This is a genomic window from Glycomyces arizonensis DSM 44726 (assembly GCF_000482705.1).
Lineage (GTDB): Bacteria > Actinomycetota > Actinomycetes > Mycobacteriales > Micromonosporaceae > Glycomyces > Glycomyces arizonensis.
This window is the reverse complement of record NZ_AXWO01000003.1, coordinates 36466-52267: the sequence shown is the minus strand read 5'-3', so window position 1 is coordinate 52267 and position 15802 is coordinate 36466. Positions and strand designations below refer to the sequence as shown.

General features: G+C 69.4%; 13 protein-coding genes and 1 tRNA gene. 4 read left to right on the top strand and 10 right to left on the bottom strand.

Going from position 1 to position 15802, the window contains the following annotated elements; translation table 11 throughout:
- Positions 1 to 312: 312 nt before the first annotated feature.
- The gene (locus tag H613_RS24380) at positions 313 to 639 is read left to right on the top strand and encodes a hypothetical protein (RefSeq protein WP_035736250.1); all 327 of its coding nucleotides are present in this window, start codon (positions 313 to 315) and stop codon (positions 637 to 639) included.
- On the opposite strand, the gene H613_RS0104705 is transcribed toward H613_RS24380, so the two are convergent.
- The 7 genes from H613_RS0104705 to tig all read right to left on the bottom strand — a co-directional run bounded on the left by H613_RS0104705 (position 624) and on the right by tig (position 8176).
- Positions 624 to 1331 carry an ABC transporter ATP-binding protein gene (locus H613_RS0104705; RefSeq protein ID WP_026922908.1) on the bottom strand — a complete coding sequence of 236 codons (708 nt, stop codon included), beginning with the start codon at positions 1329 to 1331 and terminating at the stop codon, positions 624 to 626. The genes H613_RS24380 and H613_RS0104705 overlap by 16 nt on opposite strands.
- A complete protein-coding gene (locus H613_RS0104700) occupies positions 1318 to 2106 on the bottom strand; it encodes an ABC transporter ATP-binding protein (RefSeq protein WP_026922907.1) in 789 nt (262 codons plus the stop codon). Before H613_RS0104700 ends, H613_RS0104705 begins: the two co-directional genes overlap by 14 nt.
- Entirely contained in the window at positions 2103 to 3143 is a 1041-nt protein-coding gene (locus tag H613_RS0104695; protein ID WP_026922906.1) for a branched-chain amino acid ABC transporter permease, read from the bottom strand. The genes H613_RS0104700 and H613_RS0104695 overlap by 4 nt, the downstream gene beginning before the upstream one ends.
- A 1-nt stretch (position 3144) precedes the next feature.
- Entirely contained in the window at positions 3145 to 4014 is an 870-nt protein-coding gene (locus H613_RS0104690) for a branched-chain amino acid ABC transporter permease (RefSeq protein ID WP_026922905.1), read from the bottom strand.
- A gap of 14 nt (positions 4015 to 4028) precedes the next feature.
- Positions 4029 to 5417 carry an ABC transporter substrate-binding protein gene (locus tag H613_RS0104685; protein WP_026922904.1) on the bottom strand — a complete coding sequence of 463 codons (1389 nt, stop codon included), beginning with the start codon at positions 5415 to 5417 and terminating at the stop codon, positions 4029 to 4031.
- Positions 5414 to 6565: a hypothetical protein gene (locus H613_RS31625; protein ID WP_026922903.1), complete on the bottom strand. Its 1152-nt coding sequence runs from the start codon at positions 6563 to 6565 to the stop codon at positions 5414 to 5416. The genes H613_RS0104685 and H613_RS31625 overlap by 4 nt, the downstream gene beginning before the upstream one ends.
- Positions 6566 to 6805: 240 nt before the next feature.
- Positions 6806 to 8176: a trigger factor gene (gene tig, locus H613_RS0104675; RefSeq protein WP_026922902.1), complete on the bottom strand. Its 1371-nt coding sequence runs from the start codon at positions 8174 to 8176 to the stop codon at positions 6806 to 6808.
- 270 nt (positions 8177 to 8446) lie between these two features.
- On the opposite strand from tig, the gene H613_RS0104670 reads away from it, so the two are divergent.
- The 3 genes from H613_RS0104670 (at position 8447) to H613_RS0104660 (ending at position 9910) form a co-directional block, all read left to right on the top strand.
- The gene (locus H613_RS0104670) at positions 8447 to 9112 is read left to right on the top strand and encodes a ThuA domain-containing protein (RefSeq protein ID WP_026922901.1); all 666 of its coding nucleotides are present in this window, start codon (positions 8447 to 8449) and stop codon (positions 9110 to 9112) included.
- A 48-nt stretch (positions 9113 to 9160) separates the two neighbouring features.
- Positions 9161 to 9772 carry an HAD family hydrolase gene (locus H613_RS0104665; protein WP_026922900.1) on the top strand — a complete coding sequence of 204 codons (612 nt, stop codon included), beginning with the start codon at positions 9161 to 9163 and terminating at the stop codon, positions 9770 to 9772.
- Between the two features lie 67 nt (positions 9773 to 9839).
- Positions 9840 to 9910, top strand: a tRNA-Gly gene (locus H613_RS0104660).
- A 504-nt stretch (positions 9911 to 10414) separates the two neighbouring features.
- Here the strand turns inward: H613_RS0104660 and H613_RS24370 are convergent.
- The 3 genes from H613_RS24370 to H613_RS0104645 form a co-directional block, all read right to left on the bottom strand.
- A complete protein-coding gene (locus tag H613_RS24370) occupies positions 10415 to 12544 on the bottom strand; it encodes a UvrD-helicase domain-containing protein (protein WP_169731950.1) in 2130 nt (709 codons plus the stop codon).
- A 79-nt stretch (positions 12545 to 12623) separates the two neighbouring features.
- Complete coding sequence (locus tag H613_RS0104650) at positions 12624 to 14663, bottom strand: SAM-dependent methyltransferase (RefSeq protein WP_026922899.1); 2040 nt, start codon at positions 14661 to 14663, stop codon at positions 12624 to 12626.
- A gap of 34 nt (positions 14664 to 14697) precedes the next feature.
- On the bottom strand, positions 14698 to 15801 hold the full coding sequence (locus tag H613_RS0104645; protein WP_026922898.1) for an AAA family ATPase: 1104 nt from the start codon (positions 15799 to 15801) through the stop codon (positions 14698 to 14700).
- Position 15802: the final 1 nt, after the last annotated feature.

Here is a 15802-nt window from a genome sequence, read left to right as displayed (position 1 = left end):
GGGCCGGTCTGCGCCGCGGCTCGGCCGCGCGGAGCGGACACGAACCAGCCGCCGCCGAAGCACTCCTCGCCGCACCGCGCCGCGGCGGCGCAGAGCGGACGCGTCGTCCGGAACGACGGCAGCAGTCGGCGTGGCCGCGGCCGCGCGGGGCGGCCTCCGACGCGCTCGGCCCGGCGGGGATCAGCCGGGCCGGGGGTCGGCTGCCGCGCCGACGGGCTATGGCGCCTGTCACATCGCATCGGTATATTGATAGCTTTGGTTACCTCGCGGCAATGCGACCAGAATAATTCTCATATCACAATGGAGTGAATTGTGTCCGGTTCCCCCACGACGCGTCTGCGCCTCGTCGGCATGCTCTTCTGGCTCGCCGGAGGAGCGGTCATCACCTTCGGCTGGATGGGCATGGCCGAGGTCGCCTGCGTCGACTGCCAGCTGCCCTACGTCCTCTCGGGCGGCGCCGCCGGTCTCGGCCTGATCATCGTCGGCTCCACCCTCGTCCTCGCCGCGGCCGTCCTCGACGCGGGCGAGCGCACCGCCCAGCGCGCCGCCGAGCTGTTCAAGGCCGCCGCCGAAGAGGCCGAGGCGGCGGTCGGGGAAGCGGAGCGCGAGCGCGCCGAGGCCGTTCAGGACCCGAAGTAGGCCGCCCGGACCGCCTCGTCCTCCAGCGTCTGCGCGCCCGAGCCCGTGACCGTGATGCGGCCCTGCTGCATCACGAACGCGGTGTCGGCCTGCGCGAGCACACCGGCGTTCTGCTCCACCATCAGGACCGTCACGCCGCGCCCGTTGATCAGCCGCACGGCCTCGAAGACCTGCTCGGTGAGCTTGGGCGAGAGGCCCAGCGAGGCCTCGTCGATGAGCAGCAGGCGCGGCCCGGCCATGAGGCCGCGGCCGATCGCCAGCATCTGCTGCTCGCCGCCCGAGAGCGTCCCGGCGGGCTGGTCGGCGCGCTCCTCGAGGCGCGGGAAGATCGAGTGGACGTCGACGAGGTTCCGGCGCACCCGGCGCGAGTCGCGGCGGATCGTCCACGCGCCCAGGCGCAGGTTCTGCCGCACCGTCAGTGCCGGGAAGACGTGCCGCCCCTCGGGGACCAGGACGATGCCGTCCCGCACGCGCGCGGCGGGCGGGCCGGTCAGCGGCCTGCCGTCGTAGCGGATCTCGCCGCCGGCGACCGGCAGCAGCCCCGCGAGCGCCATGAGCGTGGTCGACTTCCCCGCGCCGTTGAGGCCCAAGAGGACCGCGTTCGAGCCCTCTTCGACGCTCATGGTGACCCCGTGGAGCACCGGCACCGAGCCGTATCCGGCTCGCAGGTCCGCGACCTCAAGCAGTGCCATGGCTGCCTCCCAGGTAGGCGGTGATCACTTCGGGGTGGCGCTGGATCTCCTCGGGGCCGCCCTCGGTGAGCAGCCGCCCGAAGTCGAGGACGTAGACGTGGTCGCACACCTCGGCCACCAGCGGCACGTGGTGCTCGATCATGAGGATGGTCAGCCGCAGCCGGTCGCGCAGCTCGCGCAGCGTGTCGGCCAGGCCGAGCGCCTCCTCCGGGCTCAGGCCGGAGGCGGGCTCGTCGAGCAGGAGCAGCTTCGGGTCCGAGGCCAGGGCCATGGCCATGTCGCAGGTCTTGCGGACGCCGTAGGGCAGCTCGCCGACGCGTTCGTCGGCGACGTCGGCGAGTCCGAAGTAGTCGATGATCTCATCGGCGTCGCGGCGCAGTTCCCTCTCGCGGCCCCACGTCCCGGCCAGGCCGAGGAGCCCGGCGAGCGCCGAGTAGCCGGTGCGCTGGTGCTGGGCGAGCATGACGTTCTCGGTGACGGTCAGCGACTCGATGACGCCGAGGTTCTGCCAGGTGCGGGCCATGCCGAGCCGGGCGCGGCGGTGGGTCGGCAGGCGCGAGACCTCGCGGCCGTCGAAGAAGACGCGGCCCTGCTGCGGCCGGTAGACGCCGGTCAGGCAGTTGAAGCAGGAGGTCTTGCCCGCGCCGTTGGGGCCGATGAGGCCGACGATCCGGCCCTCGCCGACGGTCAGCGACAGGTCGTCGAGGACCTGGAGGCCGCCGAAGCGGAGCCCGAGGCCCTCGACCTTGAGCAGTTGGCGTCCGGTGCGCTTCATCGCCTCGCTCCTTTGCTGCCGCGGGTCGCCGGTCCGGTCACCGGCGCCAGGAGCTGGCCGAGGCCGCCGGGGAAGAACCGGAGGACGACCAGGAGCATGACGACGACGATGAACGGCGGCAGGACGTGGTAGACGGCCTCGTTGAGGAACGGCGGCTGCCAGGGCAGGCCCGAGAGGAAGTTCGGCAGCGTCAGCGGCAGCAGCGCGAAGAACGAGGAGGCGATGACGACACCCAGGCGCGAACGCAGGCCGCCGACGACGGTCATGAGCACCCACACGAGCGCCACCTGGAACTCGAAGTCGAGGGCCTGGACGACCTGGTTCCAGTACGCGAACAGGCCGCCGGCGAGCCCGGCGATCAGCCCCGAGAGGCAGAACGCCCCGAGCTTGTAGCCGGTGACGTTGACGCCGAGGGTGGCGGCGATGTCCTCGTCGTTGCGGACCGCGGCCAGGGCGCGGCCTGCCTTGGTCGAGACCAGGCGCCAGTCGGCGTAGAGGACCAGCGCGAGCACGCCCAGGCACAGGACCGCGTAGGCGAAGTCGGTCTCGACCAGCGCGGGCCGGGGGGCGAAGGCCCCGGCGCCGCCGCCGGTGAACTCGCGCCAGTTGAAGATCGTGGTCTCGGCGGTCAGGCCGAACGCGAGGGTCACCAGCGCGAGGTAGAGGCCGGTGACGCGCAGGGCGACCATGCCGACGAGCAGGGCCGTCACGGTCCCGGCGAGCGCGGCGGCGGCCAGGCCGAAGCCGAGGGGCGCGCCGAGCCGGGAGGCCGTGAAGGCCGCGAAGAACGCGCCGATGCCGACGAACGCCTGGTGGCCGAGGGAGATCTGCCCGGCGTGGCCGGTGAGCGTGTTGATCGACAGGCCGATGATCGCGTAGATGGCCGCGCGGCTGATGCGCTGGGCCCAGACGTCGCCGCCGTAGAGCAGCGGGTAGGCCACCAGGGCGAGGGCGGCGAGGACGAGCGCGACGCGCAGGACCAGGCCGATGCGGCCGCGGATGCGGACCCGGGTGAGGACGAGGGTTGCCGTCGCCATATCAGGCTTCCTTCCCGAATAGGCCCTGCGGGCGGATGAGGAGGACGAGCACGAGCAGCGCGAAGACGCTGAGTTCGGCCGCGCCCGGCACCGCGAGCTGCTGCCCGAGCAGGTAGATGCCGAGGTTCTGGACCACGCCGATGGCCAGCCCGCCGATGAACGCGCCGGGCAGGCTCGTCATGCCGCCGAGGACGGCGGCGGCGAAGGCGGGCACGAGCATCGTGAAGGTCATGAAGCCGGGCGTGAAGATCCCGACCGGCGCGTACAGGAGCCCGGCGACGCCGCCGAGCAGGGCCGCCATGCCCCAGACCAGGCGCGAGACCGCGGTGGGACCGATGCCCACCACCTGGGCCGCCCGCAGGTCCTGGGAGGAGGCGAGGACGGCCAGGCCGAGGTCGGTCCTGAAGAACCAGGCCATGGCCGCGGCCAGGACCGCGAGGACGGCGAGGAGGATCAGCTGCTGGGGCAGGATGGCCGCGCCGAGGATGTCGACCGTCCCGCCTTCGACGATCGGCGGCATGACGCGCGGGATCGGCCGGGCCACGAGGACGGTGACCGCGATGGCGAACAGGGCGACGCCGACGAGCGCGACGAGCATGATGGTCCGCGACGAGGACTCCAGGGGCCGGACGATGACCCGCTCGACCGCGAGGCCCATGGCGACGGCCGCGGCCAGGCCGCCCACGACGCCGATCCAGTAGGGCAGGCCGAGGGAGACGGTGAGGTAGAAGGCGCAGAACGCGGCGACGCCGCCGAACTCGCCTTGGGCGAAGTTGAAGACCCGTTTGGCCTTGTAGACCAGGACGATGCCGACGGCCAAAAGGCCGTAGACCGCGCCTTGGAACAGGCCCAGTGCGAAGAAGGCGCCCACTTAGCCGTGCCCTTTCAAAAGCTGCTCACGAACGCGTAGTCGGTCACGTAGTGGCCGCCGCCGTCGCAGACGTTGCGCAGGACGCTGACCTGCGTGGCGCCGAAGCGGCCGTTGCCGTAGTCGAGATCGGGGAAGACGCCGGTGCTGAACGTCGAGCCGGAGACGGCGTTGAGGAAGGCGCCGCGGTCGAGGTGCTCCCCCGCTTTCTCGAGCATCTGGTGGAGGACCTTGGACTGGCCCCACATCATCCAGACCACGTCGTCCGGTTCGATTCCCGCGGCGTCGGCGGCGGCCAGGAACTCGGGGTCGTAGTCCCCCGCGTCGGCGAAGGCGGGCGTGGGGTTGAAGAAGCGGGCGTTCTCGGTGCCGCCGCCGATGCTGCACCCGGTGGAGGCCACCTGGTCCAGGCCCATGCTGACCCCGACGCCCACGTAGGTGGGGCGGCAGGCCGCGGCGGCGGCCATCTCCAGGTAGAAGGTGGGGGCGGTCAGCACGAACACGACGTCGTAGTTCTTGGCGGTGCCGGTGCACAGGTTCCCCGCCGATGACGAGCCGCGCTCGTTCTTGTCGGGGCGGAAGACCTCGACGCCGGGGAAGGCGTCGGTGAAGCCCGAGACGGCGTCGTCGAAGTTCGGGGTGTTGGTGATGACGGCGGCGACGCGGGAGGCGTCGGTGACGCCCAGCTCGTTCCTGATGTAGTCGGCCAGCATCGGCGCCTGCTGGCGGTAGGTCATAGAAGCGGCGAAGTAGGTGTCGAGCGAGCCCATGCCGGTCTCGGTGACGCCGGTCGACAGGTACGGGACGCCCTCGCTGGCGGCGTACTGGGCGCAGGCCTGGATCTGGTCGGTGCCTCCGGCGCCGATGAGCGCGAAGGCCTCCTGCTCCTCGGCCATGGTCTGGCAGACCTGGCGGGCGGTGGAGGGCCGGTACTGGTCGTCGGCGAAGACGGTCTCGACGGTGCGGCCGTAGATCTCGACGGGCCCGCCGTCGTTCCCGTACTGCCAGTACAGGTCCTTGCCGGTCTCGAAGGAGTCCTGCCGGAGCGGGGCCGCGCCGGTCAGGGGCGCGTGGATGCCGATGGTGATGGTGTCGTCGGTGACGCCGGTGGTGTCGCCGTTGCCGACGGTGCCGTCGCCGCCCGAGTCGGCGCCGGAGCCGCCGCCGTCTCCTGAGCCGCCGCTTCCCGAGCCGTCGGTGCCGTCGCCGGTCGTGCCGTCCGTGCCTCCGTTGCCGGTAGTGCCGGCGGTGCCGTCATCGGTGCCGGAGTCGACGCCGGGGTTGGAGCCGCCTTCGGCGACGAACTGGTCGTGGACGCCGTCGTACTGGCCGCAGGCGGACACGAGGAGGACGAGCGCGGCCGGCAGGACGACGGCCGCGCGGCGCCGCGCGAGAGCACGCATCATCCGGCCTCCCGGTCGCCGCGTCCGGTCAGTCGCGCGAGGAGCCCGGCGGGGACGGGCAGGGCCCAGCCGCGCCGCGCGAGGTTGTGGGCCCGGATGCGGTCGATCGCGCCCCCGCCGGTGGTCGCCGCGGTGGTGGTGCCCATGAGGGTGTGCAGGAGGTAGGCGCCGACGAGGGCGGCGGGGATCAGGGTCCACACGTACCAGGGCATGCGGGGTTCGACGGGTTCGAAGGCGGCCGGGGTGATCGCCTCGGTGGAGGCCGCTTCGTCCGCCTCGGGTTCGGGGTCGGCGCCGGTCGAACCGCCGCCTCCGCCTCCGCCGCCTCCTCCGGAGGAGCCGCCGGTCGCGCCGCCGGAGAGGTCGCCGCCGGTGCCGCCGGCCGGTTCGGTCGGGGCGGTCGCCGTCGGCGGCTCGTAGGCGAAGGTGGCGCTGAGCCGGTCGACGGTGGCCTCGTACTCGTCGGTGGGGGTCTCGCTGGCGTCGCGCAGCGGCAGCTTCAGGTTGACCTGCCACAGGTCGATCGGAGTGGCGTCGTCGAGGACCGGCATGAACATGACGCCGTAATTGGCGAATGGGTCGAGGGCCCAGTCTTTGGCCGATTCGGAGAGATCGAATGTCCATGTCGGAAGTGGCACCTGAAAGTCTTCGAGGCCTTCGGCCTCGGCCACCGCTTCGGGGTCGGGTTCGGCCCTTTCCCCTTTGACGCAATCGTCGCCTACGGGGGGCCGGACGTCCCACATCTCGGCCTCTCCGGAACTCCACGCCTCGGTGATCGGGCAGGCCTGGACGAGGTGCTGGGCGGGGTTGAAGGTGGGCGAGTCGCCCGCGTCGTCGCCCTCGGCGACGGTCAGGGTGAAGTCGGTGACGGTCGCGCCCTCGGGGACGCCGCGCTCGGCCAGGTTGAACTGGAGCGCAGCGACTTTCGAGGCCTCGCCGAACTCGACGGCGACGGGCATGGTCGTCGCCGCCTGCGGGTTGGGCAGCTCGATGGGCTGCACCACCTGTCCCAGTTCGAGCGTCTCGTCGATCTGGCGGCTCCAATACCAGGAGACGCCGTCGATGCCGTATTCGAACTGTATTTCCTCACCGGCCGCATCGTCCTGCGCGGCGGCGCCGCTCGGCCACGACAAGGCGGCAATGGCGAGCACCGCGGCAAGGCAATACCGCTGCGCGTTTGAGCGAACAGACTGCTGACCCGCGGGACGGAGACGGGGGATCATATGGGCACTCCCGAGTGCGGTCGTCTACTTCATCGAAGAGCTTAGATGCTTACCATAGATGATGGTGAATTGCATCTCTACCCGTCAGTAGTGAAAATTTCCTTCGGGAGCGCGACGAAATGGGGCCCACCGCTTTCGCGATGGGCCCCAGACGAATCCGGTCGGAGACTACTCCTCGGTGGACTCCTCCTCGGCGGCTTCGGCCTCGGCGCGGCCGGGGAACAGGTCGTCCTCGGTCAGCTCGTTGCCCTTGCCGTCGACGATCGTCGCGGCCTTGACGACCTCCTCGAGCGCCAGCTGCTGGCGCAGCTGCGAGGCGATCTGCTGGAGGCCGCCGTTCTCGCGCAGCTGGTCGACGAACTGCTGGAACTGCTCCTGCGGGACGCCGCGCTGCTGCGCCTGGCGCACGACCTCGGAGGTCATGAGCTCGCCGGAGACCTCGACCTCCTTCTCGCGGGCGATGCGGCCCAGGATGATCGACTGGCGCAGGTTCGACTCGACGTCCCCCCGCAGGTCCGCCTCGAACTCCTCGGCGGTCTTCTCGATCGCCGCCAGGTACTCCTCGAAGCTCCCGGCCATCTGCACGACCTGCTCCTCGAGGTGACCGCGGGTGTGCTCGATCTCTTCCTCGACGGTCTTCTCCGGCAGCGGCAGGTCGACGGCCTCGATGAGCGCGTCGAGGGTCTTCGAGCGGGCCTCGGTGGCCTTGCCGGCCACGGCCTGCTGCTCCAGGCGCTCGCGGGTGGCGTCGCGCAGCTCCTCGAGCGTGTCGTACGGGCTCGACATCTCGGCGAACTCGTCGTCGAGCTCGGGCAGCTCGCGCTCCTTGACCTGCTGGACGCGGACCTCCACGTCGGCGGTCTCGCCCTCCTGCTCGCCCGAGAGGGTCGACTGGATGGTCTTCTCGTCCTCGGCGCTCATGCCGACCAGGGCCTCGTCCAGGCCGTCGAGCAGGTTGCCCGAGCCGACCTCGTGGCTCATGCCGGTGACCGAGCCGCCCTCGACCTCTTCACCGTTCTGAGTGGCCTTGAGGTCGATCACGACGAAGTCGCCCTCGGCGGCGGCGCGCTCGACGGTCTTGAGCGAGGAGAAGCGCAGGCGCTGGGACTCCAGGTCCGCGTCGATGTCCTCCTCGGAGACGTCGTCGGCCTCGACGGTGACCTTCAGCGTCGCGAAGTCGGGGAGCTCGTACTCGGGCGTCACGTCGGTCTCGACGACGAACTCGAACGGCTTGCCCTCTTCGATCGGCTTGACATCGGTCAGCTCCGGGCGGCCCAGCGCGTTCACGTCGTTGTCGGTGACGGCCTTGTTCAGGTTGGCCTGCACCGCCGGGTCCATGGCCTGGGCGTAGACCGACTCGCGGCCGACGCGCTGGTCGATGACCGGGCGGGGCGCCTTGCCGGGACGGAAACCGGGGACGCGGATCTGCTGCCCGACCGACTTGTACGCCTCGTTGATGTACGGCGCCAGCTCCTCGAACGGCACCTCGACCGACAGCCGCACCCTGGTCGGGCTCAGGGTCTCGACAGTGCTCTTCACAGACGTGCTCCTAGATCAAGTTCGCTTCATTGGTGCGTCAACGCAGGGGTTCCCGGTCCCGGCGGGCTTCAAGCCCGACGACAGGACAGCATCCACCCCCGCTCGGACCGAGTCTAGGTCGTCGCGGGCGGCGCACCCCGGCGGGTGTGGCAGATATCGCCGGGGGTCACTGTGAGTGCAGACTGGGGAAGGCGGGACGCGGCGTCGTAAACTACGCCGAGCAACCGCTGTCCAGGAACCCTTCACCGACCCGGAACCGGAGCGACACCGATGTCATCCCCTGCGATCCTGCTGTTCACCAAGACCACCGGTTTCCGGCACGCCTCGATCCCCGCCGGCGTGGAGGCATTCGAAACCATCGCCACCGACCTGGGGTACCGCGCCGAGCACACCGAGGACGCCGACGTCTACAACCCTTCACAGCTCGCCGAGTTCGACGCGGTCGTGTGGCTGTCGACCTCGGGCGACGTGCTCGACGAGCTCGGCCGAGCGGCGCTGGCCGACTACGTGACCGGCGGGGGCGGCTGGATGGGCGTCCACAACGCCGCCAACGCCGAGGTCTCGTGGCCTTATTACCGCGAACTGGTCGGCGCCCGCTTCATCGGCCATCCCCCGGGCTGCACCCCGGGTCGCATCAAAGTCGTCAATGCGCACCCCTCCACGGCCCACCTGCCGAAAGAGTGGCACTGGACCGACGAGTGGTACAGCTTCGACGAGCGCCCCGTCGACAGCGAAGTCCTCCTCGAGGTCGACGAGGACTCCTACGACACCGCTGACCTGGCGATGGGCGATCCCCACCCCCTCGCGTGGCACCGCAGGCTGGAGACCGGCCGGTGCTTCTACACGGCTCTGGGCCACGACGAGTCGGCCTACACCGACCCCGCCTTCCTGGGTCACCTCCGCGGCGGACTGGAAAGTGTCCTTCCCAAAAAGTGAGACGACCCGGGTTATGCTGTAGGGCCTATCTCCAGCAAGGGGGCTCCTTTGGCCGACGGCATCCGCGTCATCGTGACCGACATCGGCTCGGTCCTGTTCGAGTTCGACCCCGAGCACCGCTTCGACCTCTTGGCCGAACAAACGGGTCTGGAGCGCGGTGAACTGGAGGAACGCCTGTTCACCTCGGGCTTCGAAACAAGATGCGAAGCCGGCGAGTTCACCCCCGACCAGATCCGCGACCAAGTCGCGGACATGACCGGATTCGAAGGCACCACCGAAACACTCAGCAACCTATGGACCTCGGCGTTCACCCTCGCCCACGAAACCCTGGAGACGATGTCCGCCGCGGGACTACCTCTCGCGATCTTCTCCAACAACGGCCCGCTGTTCGCCGACTACTTCGACGAGCGCTTCCCCGAGGCCGCCGAATGGTTCCGCCACCGCTACTTCGCCTGCCGCCTGAAGGCCCGCAAACCGGACCCCGCCGCCTACAGACAAGTCGAGGAGCGCCTCCACACCGCCCTCGCCGCGGCTCCCCACCAGCTCCTCTTCATCGACGACAACCGCGAGAACACCGCCGCGGCGGCCGAACGAGGCTGGCAGGTCCACACCTTCACCGGCCCCGACGCCCTGAGAAGCGTCCTGGCCCACATCACCTGACCCACCTGCTTGCAGGCACAAACGCCCACACGCTAAACTCGTTCCCGGTCCGCCACAGGCGACCACTGCGGGCGTAGCTTAATGGTAAAGCCTTGGTCTTCCAAACCAATGACGCGAGTTCGATTCTCGTCGCCCGCTCAAGCCAATGACCTGCAAGAATACCCCCGGTTCCGATCACAGGATCGAACCGGGGGTGTTTTGGTAGTCAGGGTAACCGCCCAGGTAATCGGACAGTAGTGACCAGGGCGGTAGTGAATTCTGTGGCTGGTTTGTGGCGGAAATTTCGACCCTGTCTATGTGGACAGACCGCAAATCCGCCCCCACAACCGGCGCTCTAGCCCCCCCCCCGCCGACCCTGAGCCCGGGCCATTGGTCTCAGCAACCAATGCCTTTCACATCGGTAGAGAGCCCAAAGCAGGGCGACACAGATCGTTGACATGGTCGGTTTCGGCACAGGTGGAGTCGGGCAACAGCCCCCGCAGCCTGCGCGGGCAAGCGTCCCACAGGTCGACCGGCAGCCTCAGGGCAAGCAGCGCCTGCCGTCCGGGATTCAATTTCCACCCGAGGCTGCCCTTTGCCTCCTGGTGAATGCAGATGGGACTGGTGATGAGCTGCAGGTTCGCCTCAGAGAGGCCATGCATATCATCGCCGGGGCAACAGAGGACTCGGTTCGCCAGACCAGACCACGGTCAGCTCTCGGCAAGCACGGGTGAGGGCGACGAACAGGAGGTTCCGCTCCCGTTCGAGCGCTTGCGCGTAGGCGACCGAGTCGGTGCCTGCGAGCTTGGTGGCAAACCGGCGCGGAAATCGGTCAGCCCCGACTCCGGTGAGCGCCACGCGATGGTACTCAGTGCCTTTCAGGCCGTTGATGGTCGTGACATGGACGGCTTCCTCGGAGGGCAGCTCGTCCCGCACTTCCAGAGCGGAGATGCCCGCCGCTTCCAACGCCGCGACGTAGCCCGGGATGGCCCTGGTGTTCGGCATGCACACCCCGATCGAGTTCGGCTCCGCTCCATCGTCGACCCAGGCCATGACCTGGTCGACGACCGCTCGTGTCTCGGTTCGCTCATCAGGGGTGGCGATGAATCGAGGCTCGGCTCCGCTGAGGACCGACCGGTAGCCGGCGAGGTCGGTCGCATGCTCATCAAAGGCATCGGGTTCGGCTCCCGACATGAGCGTCATGGCCCTGCCCAGGATCTCGCGAGTGGTTCTGTAACTCAGGGTGAGGTTGCGGGACCGGCCTTGGATGTCGATGCCCAGCGGAGCCATCGGCAGCGGCGCCCGGTAAATCCGCTGGAAGTTGTCCCCCGCTATGAAGAGGTCGTCGGCAGTCTCCGGACACAGTGTCCTCAGCAACCGCCAGTGTACCGCGGACAGGTCCTGGGCCTCGTCGACGACGATGTGGCGGTAGCGGCGCCGCCCGGTCCAAGCGCGGGCGCCTTCGGCGAGCGCGGCGGCCATGCAGATCTGCTCCCCGGACCAGATGCCCTCGGCGGTCAACCGCGACTGGTAGCGCTCGACCAGGTCCCATACGCGGGCCCGCTGCGCCTTGCCGAGGCGGGTGCCGCGTCCGGGCCGCTCGGCGGCCAAGTAAACGGTCTTGGAGGTGATGAACCCGGCCAGGATCACCTGCCGCCACTCGTCGAGCATGAACCCGGCCTTGAAGTCGGGCTCGCCCGCCTCGTCGAGGACCCGCTGCCAGAGCTCGCGCAGCTCCTCGTCGTTCCAGACGGGTCGCCGCCGCTCCCCGGTCAGCTCCGTGGCGATCTCGAGCGCGAGCCGGTCGATGTTGTCCACATCGATGCGGGCGAGCACTTCGGGATCGAGCAGTTTCGCCAGGCGGCGCTCCAGGTCTGACTTCAGACGCTTGTTGTAGGTGGTCAGAAGGATCCGGCCCTCGCTGCCGACCGGCAGGTTCCGGGCGAGCCGGGCGGTCCGGTGCAGGGCGACGACGGTCTTGCCGGTTCCCGGCCCCCCGGTGACTCGGGCAGGGCCGTTGTAGATGCGGTCGACGATCTTCTGCTGCTCGGGGTGGAGGAAGAGCTGCCATGCCTCGAATCCGGCGTCGAGCATCCGGGCGACGGCCGCATCAGTGGAGGTGACTTGCGATGCGGGGTTCTTCAAGGCCGCGGCGATGTCGCTGACGTCGATGTCGTCGCGGGAGGCGCCGGGTCGGGTGATCTGGTCCATGACGGTGTCGTAGTCGACTCCGGTGGCGAGGTCGACGACGATCTGCGCGATCCGGTCGTCCAGGCCCTCGGCCAGTGCCAGCACCTCGTCCTCGGAGTTCAACGGCCGCAACGCGGGCAGCAACTCGGGGCGAATGCCGAGTTCAGTGAGCTGTGCGTCGGTGTACGGGTCCAGGATTCCAGGGTGCGCATGGGACGCCGTCGGCCCGCGATCAGCAAGTGGGGACTGCTCGAGCTCGTCCAGGTAGCTGACTTCGAAGTTCGCGAACGTCGGGTTGACGCCCCAGCTGATGACCTTGATCCGCCGATAGGCTTCGTCGTGCGGCGCGACATCGAGCAGCACGAACTCGTGGTCGTCGGCCTGCAGCAGAATCGCCCGCCAGGCCTGGTTCAGCCGGGCCGTGCGAAGCCTGCGGTCCTTGACCTGCTTGATCGGTTCGAGGTGGATGGCGTTGCGGCGGAAGTCCTCGCTGAATTTCGCGAGGAAACCGGTGGTCGACTCCCGAATCTCCGGCGGCAGCTTGCGCAGCCGCCGGTTGAGCTGCTTGGGAAGATAGAGGGCGACGTCGGCATTGTCGGACACGGACACCCCATTCACGCGAGGAGTTCGGCAGGGTCGGCTCTCCACCATACCGATCCGTGAGCGCATTGCCGTGCCGTCGTCACGCTGCGGGGTCCGTCCGGGCGGCGATGACGGCCCACGCGCTGTCCCTCCATCCTCGCGTCAATGCTTCCGCCCGCCTCGCCAATGAGGACGAGTCGGCGGCGATGTCGGCGAGTGCCGTGAAGAGCCCGGCGTAGCGGCGCTGGTCGTCGATGCCGGGCAATGCGACGCGAATCCTCCGCAGGTCCCGTATCGAGTTGACGCCCAGCGAGGAGGAGGCGCGTGAGAGCTGCTGCTCAGCTAGCGTCCCCGCCAGGAACCCGGCCAGGAACGCCGGGTCGATCCGCCGGGGATCGGTGCGGATGATGACCGTCCCCCAGGCCGGTGCGGCGTCGAGGTCGTCCTCTGTCGTCTGCCGCACCGAGACGCGTTCGCCGATCACGGACGCCAGCAAGTCGCCCGCCCGGACCCGGGGCACGTGTTGGCCCGGCTCCACATCGGCGAATTCCTCGTCGGCCGCGCGGTGGGCGCGCACGACTCTGATCGCTTCGGCTCCCGGTCTCGGCTCGCGGAGCACCGGCAGACCGCGATGGAGGCTGACCTCGTCGTTCTGCTCGAGCGTCTCGATCGTCGCCCAGCGCACCGAGTCCTTGAGGCCGGGAAGCTCGCCGGGCAGACCGGCGATCCGGTCGGCGAGCCGATCGAGCAGGGCGGTGGTCTCGGAACGGCGTCGCTCGGGTTCATGAAGATCGGCATCGCCGAACCGCAGCGGCAGATACCTGCCGGGGGTCAGGTCGACATTACCTTCGAGCAGTTCCATGGCGGAGACGACGGTGGTGTCGTCTCGGGAAGCGGTTTCGCCACGGCGGTAGGCGGACCAGGCGGCGACGGCGTCGGCCTCGATTCGGTCCCAGTCCGGTCGCTGGTTGTCGGTGACATGCGCACTGAAGTCCGCCATGAGGGCCGAATGGGTCGCGGACGTCCCGGAGACGGGGCGCAGCAGCCACAGATGCGGCGCGAGCGCAGTGCCGTAGAGGCTGCCTCGTGGCAGTGCGAAGACCGCGTGGATGACGCCGTCGCTCAGCAGCCGCCGCCTGATCCGCCGGCCGGAGGGGCGTGCGGCGGCGGCCGGGGGCATGACCAGGACCGCAGTGCCGTCCGGTCGCAACTGGAACAGCGCCCGCTGCAACCATGCGAGTTCGGACTCTCTGCCGGAGGGGATCCCGTAGTGCCACCACGGTTCGTCCTCAGGGATGCCTTGGGCCCAATTGCGGTCGTTGAAGGGCGGGTAGGTGGCGACAGCGGCCGCGCTCGCGGCGCCGAACGGGTCGGAGCCCAGGGCTCCGTCGTTGGTGAGCTGCGACCGGACCGGGGATTCGGGGCCTCCTGAGTCCAGCCGCAGGGCGGCCAGTTGCGCCCGCGCCGGGTTGATCTCCATGCCGAGCACCTCGCGGCAGCCGCGCTCGGCAGCGGCGACGAGGATCGAGCCGGCCCCGCAGGCCAGATCGCACAGGGGTCCGCCTCCGGGATCGGCCAATGCGACCATCAGCTTGGCGAGTTCGCTCGGTGTGGCCGTGTCGCCTTTGCCGAGGCGCCTGTCGACGATCTGATCGTAGAGTTCGACGGCCAAGTCGGCGACCGGCAGGCCCGCAGCGGCCTCGATCGCCGCATTGAGCATCGTCGCCTGTGCGGCGTCGACGGTGCCGATCTCAGCCGCACCGGGTAGGCCCGGGTGCTTTGCCGCAAGCCGGTCGGCGGAGACCTCCAGCCGTTCCCGCCAGCCCCGCTCATCGGTCTTCGTGTCGCTTGCGTGGTCGAGCAAGGCGAACAGGGCGTTGCGCAGGGTTTCGGCCAGCGGGGTGGTCGCCGCGGCGGCGCTGACCGCCTGCTCGAACTCGCGCTGAGAACCGACTTCGACGGTCTTTCCCTGCTGGGAGAGCCACGCGAGCACCTCGTCGAGGCTGAACCGGGGGCTCTTCTCGGTGCCGCCGATCGGGGCGGGGAAGTCGTCGTGGCGGCGGCGCCAGTTGCTGACGGCGGTGGGTCGCACCCCGGCCAGCCTGGCGATGTCTGCCGAACTCACCTCTACGGAGTCCATGTCGGCCTCTCTTTCCATGTCAGCAGTCCGAATCCTAGGCCAATGCACGGTTCGCGGCACTGGTCCGCCTCTCGGCGACCGATTCGGGCATACGGGCGAGGAGCGGCGGTTCCCGGTTTCCCTGGTAGCAGAGGTGCAGCTCGCCGAGGGTCCTGGCGGCGAGCATCGAGTAGGTCAGGCGCAGTCCTGCGTCCGTCGGGTCCTTCGCGGAGTCGAGATGCGTGTCGGCGATGACCACGGCATCGAATTCGAGTCCCTTGACGCTGCGGCGGTTGAACAGGAACAGGCCCGGGCGTGCGGTGTCGATCCCGCATGGCCTACCGGGCTGCGAACGGTAGCTCTGCGGGTTGAGATGGCGTCCGCGGCGCCGCAGTTCGGCCTCCATCTGCTCTTGGCCGGCCGCGGTCGCGAACACGATGCCCAGACGCTTGGACCGGCGGTGACGATGGAGGTCGACGATGAGGTCGGCCAGCCCACCGGCGTCGCCGACGGCGTGGATCCGCGGCCGGACCCCGACGGCGGGCGCGCTGTCGGGCAGTTCCACCATGCCGAGCCAGGCGAGCAACTCGGCGGAGGCGATCGGGACCCGTTCGCCTCCGCCGAGCACGATCGGCTCGTCCGCATCGATCCGTTCCGTGATCTCGCCGAGTGTCGACTGGCGTGCGCCGAGTGGCTGGCATTCGTCGGCGAACACCGTGATCGTCGAGCTGCGGGATCTGGCAAGGCGGTAGAACTCCGGGGGAAGGTCCTGTCCCTCGTCGATCACCATCGCCGGTCGTGATCTCGCCGCTCGCCGCTCCGCTTTCTCGGAGAGCTCGTCCCAATCGGGCCACCCGTCCTCGCTTTCGGTGTACGCGAAGTCGAACTGCTTCTTGAGCCATTCGTGTGCCGTCGCGGCCCGGACGCCGGATCGGTCGGAGAGCCGGCGCAGACGGATCTCGAGGTATCTGGCCAGCGGGCGCGAGCGGGTCAGCAGCAATACGTCTGCTCCGGTCATGGCGACCATGAGTGTCCAATGCAGCGCGAGCGTGGACTTGCCGCAGCCGGGAGGACCGGTCACCAGGTGGTTCCGGTCGAACTTGAGATCGTCGAGCACTCCGCGTTGCTGCTCGGTGAGGTCGAGGTGGCGGGGGATCATG

Bases quoted from the DNA above. Each gene is read 5' to 3' on its own strand.
- H613_RS0104705 (WP_026922908.1), bottom strand. From the start codon at position 1,331: ATGGCACTGCTTGAGGTCGCGGACCTGCGAGCCGGATACGGCTCGGTG.
- H613_RS0104700 (WP_026922907.1), bottom strand. From the start codon at position 2,106: ATGAAGCGCACCGGACGCCAACTGCTCAAGGTCGAGGGCCTCGGGCTC.
- H613_RS0104695 (WP_026922906.1), bottom strand. From the start codon at position 3,143: ATGGCGACGGCAACCCTCGTCCTCACCCGGGTCCGCATCCGCGGCCGC.
- H613_RS0104685 (WP_026922904.1), bottom strand. From the start codon at position 5,417: ATGATGCGTGCTCTCGCGCGGCGCCGCGCGGCCGTCGTCCTGCCGGCC.
- H613_RS0104670 (WP_026922901.1), top strand. From the start codon at position 8,447: ATGTCATCCCCTGCGATCCTGCTGTTCACCAAGACCACCGGTTTCCGG.
- H613_RS0104650 (WP_026922899.1), bottom strand. From the start codon at position 14,663: ATGGACTCCGTAGAGGTGAGTTCGGCAGACATCGCCAGGCTGGCCGGG.
- H613_RS0104645 (WP_026922898.1), bottom strand. From the start codon at position 15,801: ATGATCCCCCGCCACCTCGACCTCACCGAGCAGCAACGCGGAGTGCTC.